The 18,654-nt window shown below is 43.6% G+C and carries 18 protein-coding genes; all 18 read left to right on the top strand.

Translation table 11 applies throughout. The annotated features are described in order from the left end of the window. Positions 1-151 precede the first annotated feature (151 nt). The 18 genes from MHH49_RS11905 to MHH49_RS11990 all read left to right on the top strand — a co-directional run bounded on the left by MHH49_RS11905 (position 152) and on the right by MHH49_RS11990 (position 18,647). A complete protein-coding gene (locus MHH49_RS11905; protein ID WP_081383173.1) occupies positions 152-2,884 on the top strand; it encodes a stalk domain-containing protein in 2,733 nt (910 codons plus the stop codon). Between the two features lie 57 nt (positions 2,885-2,941). Continuing rightward, the gene (locus MHH49_RS11910) at positions 2,942-4,102 is read left to right on the top strand and encodes a sensor histidine kinase (protein ID WP_036681511.1); all 1,161 of its coding nucleotides are present in this window, start codon (positions 2,942-2,944) and stop codon (positions 4,100-4,102) included. 4 nt (positions 4,103-4,106) lie between these two features. Next, complete coding sequence (locus tag MHH49_RS11915; protein ID WP_036681509.1) at positions 4,107-4,829, top strand: response regulator transcription factor; 723 nt, start codon at positions 4,107-4,109, stop codon at positions 4,827-4,829. 135 nt (positions 4,830-4,964) lie between these two features. Further along, positions 4,965-5,408, top strand: a complete 444-nt coding sequence (locus MHH49_RS11920) for a glycosyltransferase family A protein (RefSeq protein WP_076123908.1) — start codon at positions 4,965-4,967, stop codon at positions 5,406-5,408. Positions 5,409-5,546: 138 nt separating this feature from the next. Next, complete coding sequence (locus MHH49_RS11925) at positions 5,547-7,559, top strand: helicase-related protein (protein ID WP_341138152.1); 2,013 nt, start codon at positions 5,547-5,549, stop codon at positions 7,557-7,559. Then, complete coding sequence (locus MHH49_RS11930; RefSeq protein ID WP_341138153.1) at positions 7,556-8,410, top strand: ComF family protein; 855 nt, start codon at positions 7,556-7,558, stop codon at positions 8,408-8,410. The genes MHH49_RS11925 and MHH49_RS11930 overlap by 4 nt, the downstream gene beginning before the upstream one ends. Positions 8,411-8,576: 166 nt before the next feature. Beyond that, positions 8,577-8,987: a TIGR03826 family flagellar region protein gene (locus MHH49_RS11935; protein ID WP_038574933.1), complete on the top strand. Its 411-nt coding sequence runs from the start codon at positions 8,577-8,579 to the stop codon at positions 8,985-8,987. A 103-nt stretch (positions 8,988-9,090) separates the two neighbouring features. After that, the gene (flgM, locus tag MHH49_RS11940) at positions 9,091-9,378 is read left to right on the top strand and encodes a flagellar biosynthesis anti-sigma factor FlgM (protein WP_036678454.1); all 288 of its coding nucleotides are present in this window, start codon (positions 9,091-9,093) and stop codon (positions 9,376-9,378) included. 12 nt (positions 9,379-9,390) lie between these two features. Continuing rightward, the gene (locus tag MHH49_RS11945) at positions 9,391-9,891 is read left to right on the top strand and encodes a flagellar protein FlgN (protein ID WP_036678457.1); all 501 of its coding nucleotides are present in this window, start codon (positions 9,391-9,393) and stop codon (positions 9,889-9,891) included. Positions 9,892-9,945: 54 nt separating this feature from the next. After that, positions 9,946-11,529 carry a flagellar hook-associated protein FlgK gene (gene flgK, locus MHH49_RS11950; protein ID WP_341138154.1) on the top strand — a complete coding sequence of 528 codons (1,584 nt, stop codon included), beginning with the start codon at positions 9,946-9,948 and terminating at the stop codon, positions 11,527-11,529. A gap of 16 nt (positions 11,530-11,545) precedes the next feature. Continuing rightward, positions 11,546-12,463, top strand: a complete 918-nt coding sequence (gene flgL, locus MHH49_RS11955; protein ID WP_076107000.1) for a flagellar hook-associated protein FlgL — start codon at positions 11,546-11,548, stop codon at positions 12,461-12,463. A gap of 15 nt (positions 12,464-12,478) precedes the next feature. Beyond that, positions 12,479-13,045 carry a DUF6470 family protein gene (locus tag MHH49_RS11960; protein WP_076107002.1) on the top strand — a complete coding sequence of 189 codons (567 nt, stop codon included), beginning with the start codon at positions 12,479-12,481 and terminating at the stop codon, positions 13,043-13,045. Positions 13,046-13,246: 201 nt separating this feature from the next. Next, positions 13,247-13,693, top strand: coding sequence for a flagellar assembly protein FliW (gene fliW, locus MHH49_RS11965; RefSeq protein ID WP_076273697.1), 447 nt, complete (start codon positions 13,247-13,249; stop codon positions 13,691-13,693). A 1-nt stretch (position 13,694) separates the two neighbouring features. Next, positions 13,695-13,934 (top strand): carbon storage regulator CsrA, encoded by a 240-nt coding sequence (gene csrA, locus MHH49_RS11970; protein WP_076107006.1) that lies wholly within the window; start codon positions 13,695-13,697, stop codon positions 13,932-13,934. A 211-nt stretch (positions 13,935-14,145) separates the two neighbouring features. Beyond that, positions 14,146-15,042: a flagellin Hag gene (gene hag, locus MHH49_RS11975; protein WP_076273698.1), complete on the top strand. Its 897-nt coding sequence runs from the start codon at positions 14,146-14,148 to the stop codon at positions 15,040-15,042. Positions 15,043-15,274: 232 nt separating this feature from the next. Next, positions 15,275-16,171, top strand: a complete 897-nt coding sequence (hag, locus tag MHH49_RS11980; protein WP_076220360.1) for a flagellin Hag — start codon at positions 15,275-15,277, stop codon at positions 16,169-16,171. A gap of 126 nt (positions 16,172-16,297) precedes the next feature. Further along, on the top strand, positions 16,298-18,175 hold the full coding sequence (locus MHH49_RS11985) for a glycosyltransferase family 2 protein (RefSeq protein ID WP_076273699.1): 1,878 nt from the start codon (positions 16,298-16,300) through the stop codon (positions 18,173-18,175). Positions 18,176-18,254: 79 nt separating this feature from the next. After that, positions 18,255-18,647, top strand: coding sequence for a flagellar protein FlaG (locus MHH49_RS11990; RefSeq protein ID WP_076107013.1), 393 nt, complete (start codon positions 18,255-18,257; stop codon positions 18,645-18,647). Positions 18,648-18,654: the final 7 nt, after the last annotated feature.

Raw genomic sequence — 18,654 nt, forward strand, 5'->3', positions numbered from 1 at the left:
CGAGACTCTATAAAGCTTGAAATCTCTCAATTTCGCAACTTTTTCGCTTATTTTCAGTCTATTAAAAGAGTACTAGAAAAATAGGAACCAGTTTCCAGACTTTTGATAACGGACTTGAAGAGTAAAAAAGAGATGGGAGAGTTACGTCGAAATGAATGAAGTTTTCATGGAGAAGAAGAGTAGAGAAGTTGTTCGGGGAATAAAATTATCATCTACTAAAAAATGGGTTGCCGCTTCATTAGCAGGTGTGTTGTGGATTATGCCGGTAATTGGCAGTGAAGGCTTAGCAATGTTTGGTCATAGTTCCACACCAATTGCTGCCGCAGCCACATCTAATTTTAAAGTAAGCAAGCTGGGAGAAGAAGTAATTACTTCGGGCGCCATTATGATGAAATACAAATATACGGCTACACGTTCAGGAGCGAGTGCTTCTGGCTTGGCGGATGTTATTCGCGTTGACCTCAACAATCCATATGTTTCATTAGATGTTATGACAGGTAAAGGTGGAAACCTGACAACACGTCAAAGTACTGGCGGGATGGCTAAGGAAACTGGAGCCGTGGCTGCAGTAAACGGAGATTATTTTAATACAGGCGGGGAAGGCGCTCCGATTGGTGGACAAGTATCCAGTGGAGTATTGGTATCCACCCCTTCGCAATTGGATGGAATGTATGCCTTTGCAGTGACTAAGGACCGCAAGCCTCTTATTGATGAGTTCAGCTTTGAAGGAATGGTAACCGCACCTGACGGCGCACAGTTTGAGATATCCGGTATCAATAAAGGTGCTTATAGTCCTGAAGGTGGAAGCTCTACTTATAGCCATGCTAATGCAATGTACATCTATACGGATGTATGGACCGCACTCGATCGTCCCAAAAACAGCTCAACCACACCGACAGAGGTGCTCGTTGAGAACGGCGTAGTTACTCAAATATCTGAAAATGCTGCGCTTCCTACAGCGGTTCCAAAGGGAGCTTATATTTTGCGGGCCCATGGCTTAGCCGCACGGTATGTTACTGCCCATCTGACTGTAGGACAACCGGTAACAAGTGTGTACTCCCTGAAATCCAAGACTACGCAGCAATCGCTAGATCCTGCTAATCTGCAAACAATGATTGGTGGACATACGATTCTTGTAAATAACGGAAAAGCTGCAACGTTCTCTCGCTCGACTAGCAGCATTGGCGGTTATCGTGCACGTACGGCTTTAGGATACTCTCAGGATGGACGTTATGTTTATATTATAGCTACTGAAAAAAATGGCAACAGCTCAGGAATGTCATTGACCGAGCTGCAATCTTTTATGACCAATATTGGAGTCTGGAAAGGGCTTAACTTAGACGGAGGCGGCTCTACAACGATGGTAGACCGGCCTCTTGGTGAAAGCTCAGCCACACTAACCTTTAATACAGAGTATGGCACAGAGCAGCGCAGCATTGTTAACGCGCTTGGTGTTTATACTAACGCACCACAAGGTGAAGTAAAAGGAATTAAAATTAGCGGAAGCACTTCGCTATTAGTTGGACAAAAGGCTACTTATTCGTTAAAAGGTTATGACACTTACTATAACCCTATAGATGTAGCAGCAGGCAATCCTACTTGGACATCAAGCGGAGGAAGCGCAACTGTAAGTGCAGGAGAAGTAACGGCAGTGAAGCCAGGCACCGTTACCTTAACGGCTAAAAGCGGCGTAGCAAGCGCTTCTACAACCCTTACAGTCTTGGGTGGAGATGATCTATCCAGCATGAGTGTAGGCACTGCTACAGCGCCACTGACAGCTGGGACAACTGTATCTGTCCCTGTAAAGGCCTCTACGAAGAGTGGAGCAACCATAAGCGTTCCAGATTCAGCGCTGAAGTGGGAGTTTGTAGGCTTTAAGGGAGTCGTGCAAAATGGCAAGCTTACTGTAAACTCTGTGGATGCAGGGGTTACTACAGGTTACGCTATTGCTCGTTATGATGGATTTAGCACAGCGGTTGTATTATCGACAGCAGCAGCTACAACATGGGAAGATTTCGAGAAGGTAAGTTATCCAGTCAACTTTACTACCAATGTGCCAGCGGTGCAGGGGACTGCAACGATAGTAGACGGATCGGCTGAAAGAGTAGGCTCCAAGGTGCTGTCACTCAGTTATGATATGACGGCTGGCAGCGGTAAAATGTACGCTTATGCTCAACTTAACGGCACAAGTGGAAAAGCCGTTCCAGCGCTTGCAACTTCGATGTCAGTTGATGTGATGGGCGATATGAGCTTAAATTGGCTGCGTGCTGAGTTTGTAGACAATAGTGGAGCTACAGCCTATGTAGATCTTGCGAAGATTATCGATTGGAACGGTTGGAAGAACATAAACATCGACTTGTCAGGATCAGGGATTAAATTCCCGGCTACGCTGAAGAGACTTTATGTAGTCAACGTAGAGGAAGGCCAAGATGAACGGGCGAAGACAGGTACCGTTGCTTTTGATAATATCACCTTCACAATGCCTTCACTTTCCAGTGATGCAGGGTTACCAAAGGGTACAGCTTCGATGAGCATCGGCTCCAAAGCAATGACCGTAAACGGAAATAAGAAGGCTATTGATGTAGCTCCAATTGTGAAAGACGGCAGTACTTATGTGCCGATCCGTTATGTGCTGGATGCTTTTGGAGGGAATGCTACCTGGGATCAGGTGAATAAGAAGATCATGGTGTTGCGCGGAGCCAAGGCACTGGATCTGACGGTAAATAAAAAGGAATACCTGTTAAATGGTAAGCGACAAAGTGCTGAAGTAGCACCTATTATTTTACAGGGTAGGACTTTAGTACCTCTGAGACTGGTTTCTGAACAGTTAGGATTAACTGTAAAATGGGAACAGAAAACGAAGACCGTAACTATCGAATCGTGATATGTTAATATATAAGGAAAACCTTAATACGATCCGATAGAAAAGGGGCAAGCATCCGTGGAATTTCAAGCCGATGCGATTGATCGCGTTATTAAAAATACCATCGACGTGATGGAGAGCAGCAAGTATCAGATTTTTGAAATATTGCAGGTTGCACGTGATGAACTTGCTGCACTCAACAAGGAACTGCAGCGGGTCATGGACGAAACGGATGAAACGTTGAAAAAGGTAGACAAGCTGGAGTTACAGTATCACCGCTCCAGAATCCGGCTGACAGAGGTCAGCCGGGACTTTGTCCGCTACTCAGAGAAGGATATCCGTATTGCTTATGAGAAGGCTACAGAGCTTCAGCTCGAACTCATGATGACGCGTGAGCGAGAGGTCTATCTTCGAAGCAGACGTGATGAATTACAAATGCGAGTGCGCAGTGTCGAAAATTCTGTAGAGCGTGCAGAGTCAATTGGTTCGCAAATGAGCGTAGTGCTCGAATATTTGTCGGGAGAACTAGGCCAAGTGACGAGAATTGTCGAATCGGCGAAGAACAGACAGATGATCGGACTCAAAATTATCCTGGCTCAAGAAGAAGAACGGAAGAGAATTGCCCGGGAAATTCATGATGGTCCCGCTCAAATGCTGGCAAATCTAGTCCTTAGGACGGAAATTGTAGAAAGAATGCTGGTAAAGCAGGAATTTGGGCTGGTGCAGGACGAAGTAGTAGATTTAAAAGGGCAGGTTCGTAACAGCCTGGAAGAAATGCGTAAGGTTATTTTTAATTTACGACCGATGGCTCTCGATGATTTGGGCTTGATTCCGACTTTGCGGAAATATGTGCATGATTTTGAAGAAAAGACGAAACTGCGGACGACTCTGGAAACCCGGGGACAGGAACACCGACTATCTTCAGCGATGGAGGCGGCGGTATATCGTCTGGTTCAGGAAGCATTGTCTAATGCAGCAAAACATGCCTACCCAAGCTTCGTATTGGTGGAGATTACATACCAAGCGCAGTTAATTAAGATTGTGATTAAAGATAACGGATTAGGCTTTAATGTACAAAAGTTAAAAAATCAGCAAGGTAATCGGGAAAGCTTCGGGCTAGTAGGTATGCGGGAACGTGTAGAGCTGCTTGAAGGAAGAATGGAAATTGTATCAGCCGAGAATCAGGGGACAACAATCGTGATCCATATTCCGACGAATGTGGAGAAGGGGAAGGAGTAGTGTGATGGAGAACTTAAACTCTAGTAAAACGCCCATTAAGGTTCTTTTGGCGGATGATCATCAGCTTTTTCGTGAAGGGCTGAAACGCATTTTGAATATGGAGGAGGATATCGAGGTCATAGGGGAGTGCGGCGACGGTATTCAGGTATTAGAGTTTTGTAACGGGACTAAACCGGACATCGTATTGATGGACATCAATATGCCTGTTGAGAATGGCGTAGAAGCCACTCAAAAACTTCGGGAAATGTTCCCGGAGGTTAAGGTAATTATTTTATCCATTCATGATGATGAGAGTTATGTATTTGAGACCCTTCGTAAGGGCGCCAATGGTTATTTATTGAAGGATATGGAGGCCGAATCCCTTATTAATGCCATTCGTTCGGTCTGTGAAGGACATGCCTTTATCCATCCAAAGGTTACTGGAAAGCTTATCAATCAATTGCGGCGTATGACTTACCTTAACGAGACTGGTGTAACTACAGATACAGTGGTGAAGGAAGCTGGTGTCAAATTTATTGCTGGCGACAACAATCCTCTGACCCGTCGTGAAGCAGAAGTGCTGCGTCTAATGGCTGAAGGTAAGAGCAACAAAATGATTGGTGAATATTTATTCATTAGTGAAAAAACAGTTAAAAACCATGTTAGCAGTATTTTGCAAAAAATGGAAGTGGATGATCGGACTCAAGCCGTTATTAATTCGATTAAATATGGCTGGGTAACCTTGTAGAAGCTTCACGGTAATACGTTACATATAGGAAAGAAATTAAGTAGACACAGCTTGCTTCCCTGATGGGTGTTCTAGGCAGTCACCGACCTTTTAATGCCGGCATATAGTGTTGGTATACAGAGGAGGTGCATCTCCATGGTAGCCCAGTTGATATGGATTGCGGTTGTTTATGTATCCGCTGCAGTGATGATTCATATGTTGCATAACCGGCAGAAGGTGCGTAAAACACCGCAGTCCGGAAAATGGATTCATTATATTTTTATTACCCGCAATCATGAATCTGTTGTGGAATGGTACATTCGGGCACTGACATTTCAAGCTCTTCTAACCGGAAAACGATTGCGAGTAACGTTCATGGATGATGGTTCGAGCGATGGAACACTTGGGATAGTTTCCAAAATGGCCGCTAGCGGCTGTTCTATCGATCTTGCAACATCTATGTACTCTCTTCAGATGAGTGAAGAATTGCAGCATGAAGGAATTGTAGTAGACTTGCGGCTGTCAGGGCAGTCTGTATCGCTGCCTTTTATGGGGATGGCAGGAAGTAGGGGATGCGAATCAAAGCGCAACAGATCTTAAGTAAATATGTAAGTAACGGGTGAAGCACACTCTCCAAGAACTGGGGGAGTGTGCTTTTTGCGTTTGGGGAGACGGAGTCGTGAATTTGGGATCAAATATGGAGTTGCTAAGTACAAGCGAGAGGTAGGAGGGATTATTATGCAAGTCGCTGTATATGCTTTGGAATGCAAGGGGAGCTGGAGGGTTGAAATTTCATTAGATCTTAGCGTGGATAGATGGTGGTGGTCTGTAGCTAGACCGGAGAAGAAAGCTGGGAGTTCCTTAGCGGCGAATAGTTTGGTTCTGCTTTCTTCTGCGTTGCCGCTAGGTTGGGCTGTGAAGCTCCGGGACAACTTTAAACAAAGAAGCGTAATGGGCACCTGGGGGATTAAGGAGTGGGGGCAATATATTAATAGTATGCTTGAGGCTGAGTTGAGAGAGGAGAAAGAGGCAGGGGGACTGTGGGAGGCACAGTGGTTAAATGATGGAATATTCATATGGAATCCTAATGAATCAAGTTTCGGAATAGATCAGGACAATAAGAAGAATGAAAGATACGATTGGTGTGAAAAAGAGGATTTTGAATCTGGATTACTAGAATCGGATTCAGAACAATTATTGCGGGCTGTGGCCGGGCGCTCTTTATTGGAGCCGGAAGTAGAAGCGCTGCTGGCAGAAGAATTGCCAGAGCTAGGGGGTTGCTGGCGCCAGGCGGCACAACTGGCGCATCTGCAGGGGCGGCTGATGCTTACAGCCGCCGTAGGCAGTGCGACCCCGGCTGCGCACGGGGCGCGAGCCCGCCAGCTCCCTGCGGGTGCTGGCGTTATGATGCGTGCGGCGGCTAGGCTGCCGCACGCATTGCGGCGCGGCGCTGTCGCTCGCCGCGCGGTTTCGCGCTGCCTGCGTTGCGGCAGCGTGCCCACCGGCCGCACGGCATGCGCCGCGTGCGGGCTTATGGGCTGCGCCTATTGCGAGGCCTGCCTCGCGCTTGGGCGCAGCCGGGCTTGTGCGCTGCTGCTGCGCAGCGCAGCACTTCCGGCCGTGCGGTGCACGGCCGCCCTTGACCCCGCCGCGGCCGCAGGCCGGTGGGGGCTGAGCCCAGCGCAGGCGGGAGCCGCTGGCGCTGCGCTGGGTTTTCTGGCGGAGGCGCGCAAGCGCTCCGCCAGTACGTGCCCAGAGCGGTTTCTGCTCTGGGCGGTAACGGGAGCGGGGAAAACGGAGATGATCTTCCCGCTCCTAGAGGCCGTGCTCGCCGCCGGAGGGCGGGCGCTGGTAGCGACGCCGCGCCGCGACGTCGTACTTGAGCTCGCGCCGCGGCTCGCCCGGGCTTTTCCGGCGGAGGTTCTCGCCGTACTTTATGGCGGCAGCGCAGATCGCTGGGTGAGCGGTCGCTTAACGCTTTCGACCACCCATCAGCTCCTGCGCTTCCATCAAGGTTTTGATCTCGTAATCATCGACGAGCTGGATGCGTTTCCCTACCACAATGATCCTATGTTGGCCTATGCCGCTGAACAAGCCTGTAAAGTGGACGGCTCTTTCATTTATTTATCAGCTACGCCACCACAAGAAATGCAGCGTTTGGTCCGGTTAGGCAAACTTCCACATGCCAGAGTGCCTGTCCGCTTCCATGGTCATCCCTTGCCTATCCCGCAGCATTTGAATATGCCTTCTGTTCTAACCTGTCTGAAGCGTGGAAGTATGCCAAGATCCCTTATACAGAATCTTCGAAAGTCACTGAACAGAAAAGCACAAATTTTTCTGTTTGTGTCTCGCATAGCTCATATCGAAGGTTTGCTGGTACTGCTTCGTCGGAGCTTTCCTGGCGTGGTTATTGAAGGCACCTCGTCCAAGGATTCATTTCGGGCAGAGAAGGTGACTGCTTTTCGCAACCATATCATCTCTTTGTTAGTAACTACTACGATCCTGGAACGGGGAGTTACCGTGCCACGCAGTGACGTATTTATTTTGGATGCAGACAGTGGTCTTTTTGACGAAGCCTCTTTGGTTCAGATGGCAGGCCGTGCTGGTCGTTCTAAAGACGATCCTGACGGGCATGTTGTATTTGCCTCCCCTCAGTGGAGCCGAGCCCAGCGTGGAGCGATTGCTCAGATTCGTACTATGAATATCATCGCTCGCCGCCAAGGATATATTCGTAAAGGTGGGGCTATATGAATACCAAGCTTACAGGGTTACGAAAATCTCTGTCTTTCCTCCTTACCCCCTCCGTGCCTCAATGTCTAACCTGCGGGAAGTACAGCCCACAGTCCTCACAGTTGCCTGGTATCTGTAAGAATTGTGCGGAATCCATTCCTTGGATACGCATTCCACGTTGTTTGATATGTGGGCGGCATGTAGGCTGTCCAGACTGCACTCGCAGCGCTGAGCCCTCACCCATTGTATGTAACCGGAGTGCGGTAGCCTACACTAATGAGATGAGAGAATGGCTCGGTCAATATAAATATCGCGGGAATGAACGATATGCCCCTCTGCTTGGACTCATGCTGGATAGGGCATATTTAACCCTAAAGGAGGAAAAGCAGCAGGGGGCTCTTTCATCCCAGAAGGCATCGTTTTTTCATCTTATTCAACATAAAAGGTACAAAAAAAACAGCCTTTGGTCAGCTGATTTATTAGTTCCGGTACCTGTCAGTGATTCAAGGCTTCTAGAACGGGGGTTCAATCAAGCGGAAAGATTGGCCGATGTTCTATCTCATCATAGGAAGATTCCTCAGCTACCGCTACTAATTCGTACGCATCATACGGTTAAGCAGAGCTTTAAAGGACGTGCGGAGAGACTGGCAGATATGAAGAATGCTTTTGGAGCGAATCCGGCAGTCTCCACACCATTTAAGGATTGGCTGAAAGATAACTCACCTATAAGCCGTCCTATTCGAATTATTATTGTTGATGATATCTATACAACGGGAAGCACGATTCGTGCTTGCGCCGAAATTCTAAAACAAATGGTTTCAAACTATGATTATGCTACAGAAATCTATAGCCTAACCTGGGCGCGTTCCTAAAGCGAAAATGCATGATTGTGAACAGCTATATCTATTTCATTAAGGATTAGTTGCGGTTGGTAGCGTTTCTTCTGTCCCATAGACGAATTCCTTGCAATCATGTAATCTAGGAGCATAAGAATATTATGCATTGCACAGAATGTACGGAGAGGAGCGGCTGCTTGTTATGAATCTAGACAATTGTCCAAGGTGCGGCCGGTTGTTTGTCAAGAATCTTATGGGGTTGTGCCAGGCCTGTATCAAAGAGCTGGAGCATGAATATGAGATCTGCGTGAATTATTTACGGGAAAACAAAGGAACCAACATTCAGGAGCTCTCCGATGCTACGGGGATTTCTATTAAAGAGATTACCCGCTTTATTCGAGAAGGCCGGATTTCTATAGCTAATGCACCCAATATGATGTACCCTTGCGAAGTGTGTGGTACACTGATTCGGGATGGCCATATGTGTGACAGCTGTCGTAGTCGGCTCAGGAAAGATCTCACGAATGCTGTCAAGGAAAATTCTGCTGAGGATACTACTAAAAAGACATCTGATGGTGCATATCGTGCCATAGATAAGCTGCGTGACCTATAAAATCTGCAAAAAAACGTTTGCAGCTATAAAGAATGTTTCAGTCTACGCCGATAAACTTAGTAAAGATTATCGGCTTTTTTATATTAGAAGGAAGGTGGAAGTTATGAAAATTAACGAGACCGGACGAATTAACGCGATTAATCCGTATCAACGCAGCGCGGAAGCGCAAAGGCAGGAACAAATGAAGAAAAGCACACGCAAGGATGAGGTTTCGATCTCTGATGAAGCGATTCAACTCTTGCAAGCACAAAACACTGGCAAGAATGATCCAGAACGCGCACTTAAGATCGACAATCTAAAGCAGCAGGTCTCCGCAGGTACCTATCAAGTTGATGCATCTAAGCTAGCAGAGAAACTCGCCCCTTACTTTAAGCAATCCTCCGAGAATTAGGTGAAAACATCCATGGCATTGACGACATTAATAGAACTATTGGAGCGGCTAGATGGAGTGCATGTTCAAATGCTGGATCTGGCCGCTGAGAAGAAACAGACAATTATGGATAACAAGGTGGATGCGTTAATAGACATCCTTAACCGTGAGTCCAAACTAATGAAGGTAATTGGGCAGCTCGAGGAAGAGCGAATATTAGCCGCATATACCGTTTTGCAAGGCGTGGGTATTCGTTCCAACCTAAACCTGAATCTAACGGAGCTGTCCAGGCTTATCTTTGACCCTGAAGACAAGGCACGACTGCTGCATATTCAGCAGAAGCTTTCGGGCACTTTGCATCGCCTGAAAGAAGCCAATGACCTAAATCAGAAGCTGATAGAGCAGTCGCTTACATTTATAGATTATTCTTTGGATCTGTTGGTCGGAAGACCAAATCAGGATATCACTTATCATCGTCCGTCCGACAAAGGTAACAACGTAAATCGGTCGGGGATTTTTGATGCACGAGGTTAGAATTGTACTGATGAAGTGTTCTGCCGGAGCAGAACATAAGGAGGAGTAAGAAGCATGACATCCACATTTCACTCGATAGAGACGGCGAGACGCAGCCTTTTTACTCAGACCGCAGCTCTTAATACAACTGGACACAATATCGCTAATGCGAATACCGAAGGTTATACTCGTCAACGTGTTAATATGCAAGCCTCTTTACCTATTGAAGCGTACGGATTGTTAAAATCTACCGTTCCAGGTCAAATGGGTACAGGGGTGGAATTCTCATCTATCGATCGGATTCGAGAAATGTTTCTGGATGATCAGTACCGTGGTGAGAACGCTGCTTTCGGCAACTGGAGTCTTCAAGCAGATACGCTCTCTAAGCTGGAAGCTATCGTTAATGAGCCATCGGATACAGGCATTCGTACAGTTCTGGATAACTTCTGGAAATCTTGGTCGGATCTAAGTAAGAACCCTGAAGATCCAACAGCCCGTAAGATTGTAGTGCAAACTGCACAATCTTTGACGGATGCTATGAACTATATGAGCACGCAACTGAATAATCTGGAGCGGGATCTAACCACTAATATAGATGTTAAAGCAAAAGAAGCTCAGGGTTACCTGACCGCGATCGCAGATCTAAATAAATCCATCTATAAGATTGAGGGTATGGGGGATCATGCGAACGATCTACGTGATCAACGCGACCTGATGGCGGACAAGCTCTCCAAAATTGCTAATATTACTGTTGTAGAGACGGAAGCAGGTTATAACATTTCTTTAGGGGGACAACCTCTCGTAGAGGGTGGAGAAGTAACTGCAACCGTAGATGGCGCGTTTCTTAATAATGCTTATGCCTCCGGAACCTTGAAGGGCGGCGAGGCTTACGGAATGATTTTTTCCAATAATACCTATGTTGCCGATTACAAGAAACAGCTCAATGATTTGGCGAGCACTATTGCTACAGGTGACGTTGAAATTACAGTGCCAGCTGGCTCCAATCTTCCTGAGGGCACAGTGTTGACTAGTGATGCCAAGATTACACAAGCTGACGGTACCGTAGTTACTTTGACCGCTGGTCAGGCCATGCCTAAGGGCGCAACAATGTATGAGGAAGTCAAGACCATTGTCAAAGGGTTTAACGGACTTCACAAGTTAGGTTACGCGATGGATGGAAGCGCCGGACGCGATTTCTTTGTAACATCAGGCGAGGCTGGAACGATCAAGCTGAATCCGGAAATTGCAGCTGACGTAAACCTATTTACAACTTCATTACGTACAACTGTTGATGCGAATGGAAATACGCAAGTCGTTAAAGGAAATAACACCTTGGCACTTCTATTGACGAACCTGAAGGATAGTAAATTTACTAAGCCAGACGGTAGTGTGAGCAACACTGTTGGTGGGCTTTTCAGCTCTATGGTTGGTCAACTTGGTATTCAATCCCAAGAGGCTGCACGTCAGACGGATAACTCAGATTATCTCGTAGAGCAAGTTAACTCCCGTCGTCAATCAGTCAGCGGTGTATCACTAGATGAAGAAATGTCGAATATGCTAGTATTCCAGCATGCTTATAGTGCCGCAGCGCGTTTTATGACTACTTTTGATGAACTGCTCGACAAATTGATCAATTCCACCGGCACAGTCGGCAGATAAAAAGGAGATATAGCGTATGTTGAGAGTAACCTCTAACATGATGAATTCACAGCTTCTGCTTAACCTAAATCGCAATGCACGTACGATGAACGATACACAGTTACAGCTTTCCAGCGGACGCAAGATCAACAAACCTTCTGATGATCCGGTAGGGATCACGTATTCCCTGCGCTACCGTGCGGAGCTTTCCTCTAATGAACAATATACTAAGAATGTAGATAGCGCACTTTCATGGCTTGATTACAATGATACAGTTCTAGGACAGGCCGGAGATGTTGTTCAAAAGATTCGCGAACTGTCCGTACAAGCAGCGACAGGGACTAATCCGCAGTCCGCGCTTGATAGTATTAATGAAGAAGTGATGCAGCTAAAAGAGCAGCTTGTGGATATCGCTAACAGTACACTGAACGGTAAATATATCTTTAATGGTGAGCAATACTCCACCAAACCTTATGATTTTGCTAAAGGTGCAGATGGTACCTATGATGTGTCTAAGCCGGTTACTACGGATCCTGGGCAGATTCAATTTATTGTCGGTGAAGGTGTACGTATGCCGATTAGTATGACCGGTAATGATGTATTCGGTAATACGGGAGATTCAGATAATCTGTATACAATCATTAATAGTATTTCTGCGGGATTAAAGGCTGGTGATCTTGGAGCCATATCGGGTCAATTAGATAACATCGACACGCGTATGGAAACCATCTTGACGGCCCGTTCTGAAATTGGTGCCAAAACCAATCGAGTGGAACTCATGCAGGAGCGCTTAAGTGACTTGAATGTCAATCTGACGGATCTGCAAGCTAAGACAGAGGATGCGGATTACGAGGGATTGATTATGCAGTCGAAAATCCAAGAGAATATATACAATGCCTCTTTGTCAGTAGGTGCAAAGATTATATCTACAACTTTGGTGGATTTTATAAGATAACGGAGGTGCTTCTCGTTGCTGCAGCCGATATTGCAAATTCGTCAGACTCCCGCAGTTATTGGTATTGATGCAGACTTGGGTGCTTTTTCTATTACTCAACCTAAAGCGGAAGTTAATATATCTACAACAGCGGGGAAATGGGATATCCAAACGTTTAAACCTGAGCTTTCTATTGATCAATCTCGAGCTTGGGCGGCATATAATGGTGGTAATATGCTCGAAATGAACAAACGAATTTATTCTGGTATCCAGCAACTATATCTTCAAGGAATCGCAAGGAAAGTAGAACAGGGTAATCAAATGGCAGAATTTTTTAAACCTGGTAACTCAATTGCTGAAGTGTATGGTACTGATACTGAACCCAACTCGTTTCCTGAAATGCGTGGTCCGGCATCCTTTGACAATGTCGATGTGCGTGTGAAAACTAGAGCGCCTCAAATCGAATTTTCGCCTAGCAAGGTAAATATTCAGGTAAACATTCATCGTCCGGAAATAGAATATACTCGTGGTAAACTGGATATCTATATGCAGCAATATGCATCTTTGAGATTTATTCCTCCAGAAGTGGATGCTCAGATGTAATATGAGATGCCGTAGCAACTTGGACAGACCGTCTTCGGAAGACGGTCTGTTGTCTTTACTATAATAGAATTTTTTGAAAAAGTTAGTTTTTTCATGCTAGGTCGGTGAAAGAATATTGCTATAAGAAATGCTAACAGAGCAATTGAGATTAAACTGTTCGTCTTCGGGGGAAGTTGATTTTTGTTAAAGGAGTGGGTAATTTTGATTATAGAAACACTGTCTTGGGGTAAACTTGAAGTAACTGAAGAACAGGTATATCATTTCAATAAAGGAATCCCCGGTTTTGATGAAGAAACTGATTTTGCATTGATTGCTATGGAAGATACTCCTTTCTGGTATTTGCAATCTATGAAAGAAAAGAAGTTATCATTTTTGCTTGGAGATCCCTTTGCCTTTTATCCATCTTACGAATTTGAACTACCTGATGATGAGACTGAGGAACTGGAAATCCAATCTGATATTATTGTTCGTTGTATTATTACATTGAAGGATCAAGTTGATAAGTCTACTATTAATTTATTGGCCCCAATTGTGCTTAATCCTGGTAATCGAAAGGGCAAGCAGGTCGTTCTTCATAAATCATCCTATCTCACCAAGCATACCTTATTATCAGAGAAATCTGTTGAAGATGGAAAGGGTGGAGACTAATATGCTTGTACTTTCTCGTAAAAAAGGAGAGTCTATCATCATTCAAGATCAAATTGAGCTGACTATCTTAAGTGTAGAAGGAGATACAGTAAGGGTAGGTATCTCCGCACCTAAGCATGTGGATATTTTTCGGAAAGAGATATATCTGTCCATTCAGGAAGCTAACCGGGAATCTGCTGCCCCTGTCCAATCTGATTTGAACGCATTGATGGATCGGTTACGTAAAGCCAATAGTCACTAATATGTGATCGAGTATACCTGAGCTGCAAATTGCAGACTCAGGTTTTTTGATTTGTGAGAAATAAGTTCGAAAAAAATTAAATTACTCTAAACTATAGGTGGCTTCAAGTCGATATAAGTTGTAGATGTTGAACGGGTAGGGCGGCCGACCTTAAGGGTTCAACATTACCACAAGGATGTGGATTAACTTATTTTCAGGGAGGAAATTTATTATGATTATCAATCACAATATTGCAGCAATGAACACTCACCGTCAACTAGGTGTAAATACTGCCAACACAAACAAATCCGTTGAGAAACTATCTTCCGGTTTGCGTATTAACCGTGCAGGCGATGACGCTGCAGGCTTGGCGATTTCCGAAAAAATGCGCGGTCAAATTCGCGGTTTGGATATGGCTACTAAGAATGCACAAGATGGAATCTCATTAATTCAAACAGCAGAAGGCGCCTTGAATGAGACTCATAGCATTCTGCAACGTATGCGTGAATTGGCAGTTCAATCTGCGAATGATACTAACACAGCTTCTGACCGTGGTGAGCTACAAAAAGAAGTAAATGAGTTGGCAAAAGAAATCACTCGTATTTCTAATACGACTGAGTTTAATACGAAGAAATTGTTGGATGGTTCTGCTAGTACTGGTGGTGCAGGTGCCGATGGAAAGGATCTTACATTCCATATCGGAGCTAACAAAGGTCAAAATATTACCTTGAATATCAATGCTATGGATGCTGCTACACTAAAAGTAGCTGGTGGTGGAGCAAGTAACGCAGCGACTTCATCGACAGTAGATGCATTAGCAAGTGATGGTATTGATATTTCTACACAAACAGCTGCAGATGCTGCAATCACTGTTATCAATACTGCAATCGAAACTGTATCAGGCGAACGTTCCAAATTAGGAGCGTACCAAAACCGCTTAGATCACACGATTAATAACTTGGGAACGACTTCCGAGAACTTGTCTGCAGCTGAATCCCGTATTCGTGATGTAGACATGGCAAAAGAAATGATGAACCAAACGAAGAACAACATCCTTGCACAAGCAGCGCAAGCGATGTTGGCTCAAGCTAATCAACAACCACAAGCTGTGCTTCAATTGCTTCGTTAATATTTGAATTGAAGGGAAGGGCTTTATATAAGCTCTTCCCTTTTTTTGAAATGTGACTCTTCAAAATATTAGATTCCATTAAATTATAGGAAAATATTTGAATCACTATAAACTATGTAATATCATGTGTCGATATTAGTAGTAGGGTTGTTTCTGAAGGGCGGCCGACCTTGAGGAAACAATATCACCACAAGGATGTGGAATCATTTAATTTCAGGGAGGAAATAAGATTATGATTATCAATCACAATATTGCAGCAATGAACACTCACCGTCAGCTAGGTGTAAATACCGCCAACACAAACAAATCCGTTGAGAAACTATCTTCCGGTTTGCGTATCAACCGTGCAGGTGACGATGCTGCAGGTTTGGCGATTTCCGAAAAAATGCGCGGTCAAATTCGCGGTTTGGATATGGCTACTAAAAACGCACAAGATGGAATTTCTTTGATTCAAACGGCTGAAGGCGCACTGAATGAAACCCACAGCATTCTACAACGTATGCGTGAATTGGCTGTTCAGTCTGCAAATGATACTAATACCGCTTCAGACCGTGGCGAACTTCAAAAAGAAGTAAATGAACTGGCTAAAGAAATTACTCGTATTTCCAATACTACAGAGTTCAACACCAAAAAATTGCTGGATGGTTCTGCATCTACTGGATCAGGTGTTACAGGTGCTTCTGACCTTACATTCCATATTGGTGCGAATAAAGGCCAAAACATTGCATTGTCCATTAAAGCAATGGATGCTACAACGCTTAAAGTAAATGGAGCATCGACAGCCAATAGCTCAGCGGTTGCGGGTGCTGGCGCTACTACAGTTGACGGTATTGATATCTCTAGTCAAACAAATGCAGATGCAGCTATTGAGACTATTAACTCTGCAATTGAGACTGTATCTGGCGAACGTTCAAAATTAGGTGCCTACCAAAACCGTCTAGATCACACGATTAATAACTTGGGCACTACCTCTGAGAACTTGTCTGCAGCTGAATCCCGTATTCGTGACGTAGATATGGCTAAAGAAATGATGAATCAAACTAAGAATAATATTCTTGCCCAAGCAGCTCAAGCGATGTTGGCTCAGGCTAATCAACAACCTCAAGCTGTACTTCAATTGCTTCGTTAATAGTAAGCAGAATGATAGGAAAAAGGGACTCCATAAGGGGTCCCTTTTTCCTATCATTCTAATGTTTGATTATGACAAAGCCGATATATAAGATAACAGAATTTATGAGTTTGAGAGGATAATGATATGGATAAGACAATTACTTTATGCATGATTGTAAAAAATGAAGAAAAATATTTGAAGAGATGTCTTGAGAGTGTAAAAGATAAAGTGTCAGAGATCGTAATTGTTGATACCGGGTCAACGGATGGGACTCTAGTAATAGCAGAAGAATATACTACGAAGATTCACCATTTTAAATGGGTTGATGATTTTGCAGCTGCTCGAAATGAATCTTTAAAATATGCTACTTCAGAATATATTTTGGTACTGGATGCAGACGAATACTTAGAGTCAGATGCAGATTTGCAGAAAGATATAAAGCCTGACTATGACTATTTTTTATTGAAAATATATAATGATGTTTCCTATGGCAGGGCATTTACACATACTGCGGTACGACTCTTTGCTAACAATAGAGGACTACACTACAATAACCGTCTACATGAACATTTAAACATATTGGATGCTAAAACGAATTATAAAAGCCAATATGGAGAAGTAATTATTCATCATACTGGATACACTGATGAAATTATGCAAGAGAAGGAAAAAACAAAACGGAATTTACCCCTTATGTTACAAGAAGTTGAGGAAAACCCTGGAGCTTACAACCTGTATAATATGGGAAAAACTTATTTATCTATTAATGAAAATGCAAAAGCAATTGAATATTTTCAGAGAGCTTATCCACTAAGCTCTGGACGTATGTTTTTACCTGAGCTTATTACTAAACTGTGTTATTGCTTAGGTGAACTTAATCAATATGACGATAGTTTGAGAATTTTAAATGATGCAGTGAAAGTATATCCACTTGAGACGGATATGCGCTATATGCAGGGTAGAATATTCATGGATGCAGGATACATCAAGGATGCTGAAATAACTCTTAAATCATGCTTAGAGTTCGGTGGTGACCTGGGTGTGAGTGTTACAGAAGGAACCGGGGGATATATGACCCGATTTGTATTAGCGGAACTATATGAAGACCAAAATCAATTAGACGAAAGTTATAAATATATAGTAGAGGTTCTTCAGGAGAAAAAGACTTTTGCGCCTGGATTAAGTAAATACTTCGAGATTGTGACTAAATCAAATATACCACTAGACGATGTGTACCAGAATATTATACAGCTGTATAATATATCGAATATTAATGATTTACAGCTTTTACTAGATGTTCTGTATGGATTACGACATCCTTTATTGAATAGATTTATATCAGTGTATAGCATTACTGCTCAACCGAATGTTGCAGCTTCAGCAATGCAATATGATAAGAAATATATTGAAGCTAAAGATATGTGGTTGAGTATGGAAGATATACAGATTGAAAATGCAGTAGACATTCTTTTACTGTCGTTTGTATTAGATAATGAGGAATTATTTAATCTGGCTAAGCCTCATCTAAACTTCAGTGAAAAGGAAGAAAAACTCTTTAGAAAAATAATAAGAAAAGAAGTGATTTCATCTAATAAAATGACTTCCTATACAGAAAAAATTCTCGGGGATATTGCCTCTCATTTACTTAAGCTTCAGGAATATGAGTGTTTGCAGACCCTATTAGAATACATTGAGGAGACTTCTTTGAAGAGTAAAATTAATAGCTACAGTCTCTTGATATCTTATGGCTTCAATGAGGTTGCTATTGATCTTTTTGTTAAGCTATTTAAAAATAATCCTAATGATGTGGAGATTATACGATTATTAGGCGATTTGTGTCTTTCCTGCAACTATATGGAGGATGCCCAGCTTTTTTATTCCAAGCTTTTAGAGTTAGCGTCAGATTACGGTTCTTATGAAAGATGTTATAGATTATATGAAAAAATGAACGATCGTGTTGGCATGTCTAGAACGATAGATAGCATTAAGATTAAATTTCCTAGATCTTTGTGGGTGATTTAAATTCTCGTATTGATGTACTCTTAATATTTTGAATATTTAACCGATAAAAATAATATAAATATGCATCGGAGGTTGTTCTATGAATCTGCAATTTTCCTTGACCAGTAACAAATATGATAATTCTGTTATTGATCAGCGCCAGGTTAGTGAACGTAATATTCAAAACCAGGACACTAGATTAGTAAACGCAGTGAAGAGTGGAGAGAAACTATCTGTTCTGGAGAAGCAGGGGGTTCAGATTCCGGTAGGACAAGAGCAACTGATACGTAATATAGATAGGGCTGTTAAAGCACTGGAGGGACCCTCTACATCCTTAGAAATCAGTGTTCATGAAAAAACACATGCTATTATGGTGAAGGTTATTAACAAGGAAACAGGTCAACTTATACGTGAGATACCTCCAGAAAAAACGCTGGATTTAGTGGCTAAGATGATGGAGATCGCTGGGATATTAGTAGATGAAAAAGTATAAAGAGGAG

Source organism: Paenibacillus sp. FSL F4-0122 (assembly GCF_038002845.1).
Classification (GTDB): domain Bacteria; phylum Bacillota; class Bacilli; order Paenibacillales; family Paenibacillaceae; genus Paenibacillus_AQ; species Paenibacillus_AQ odorifer.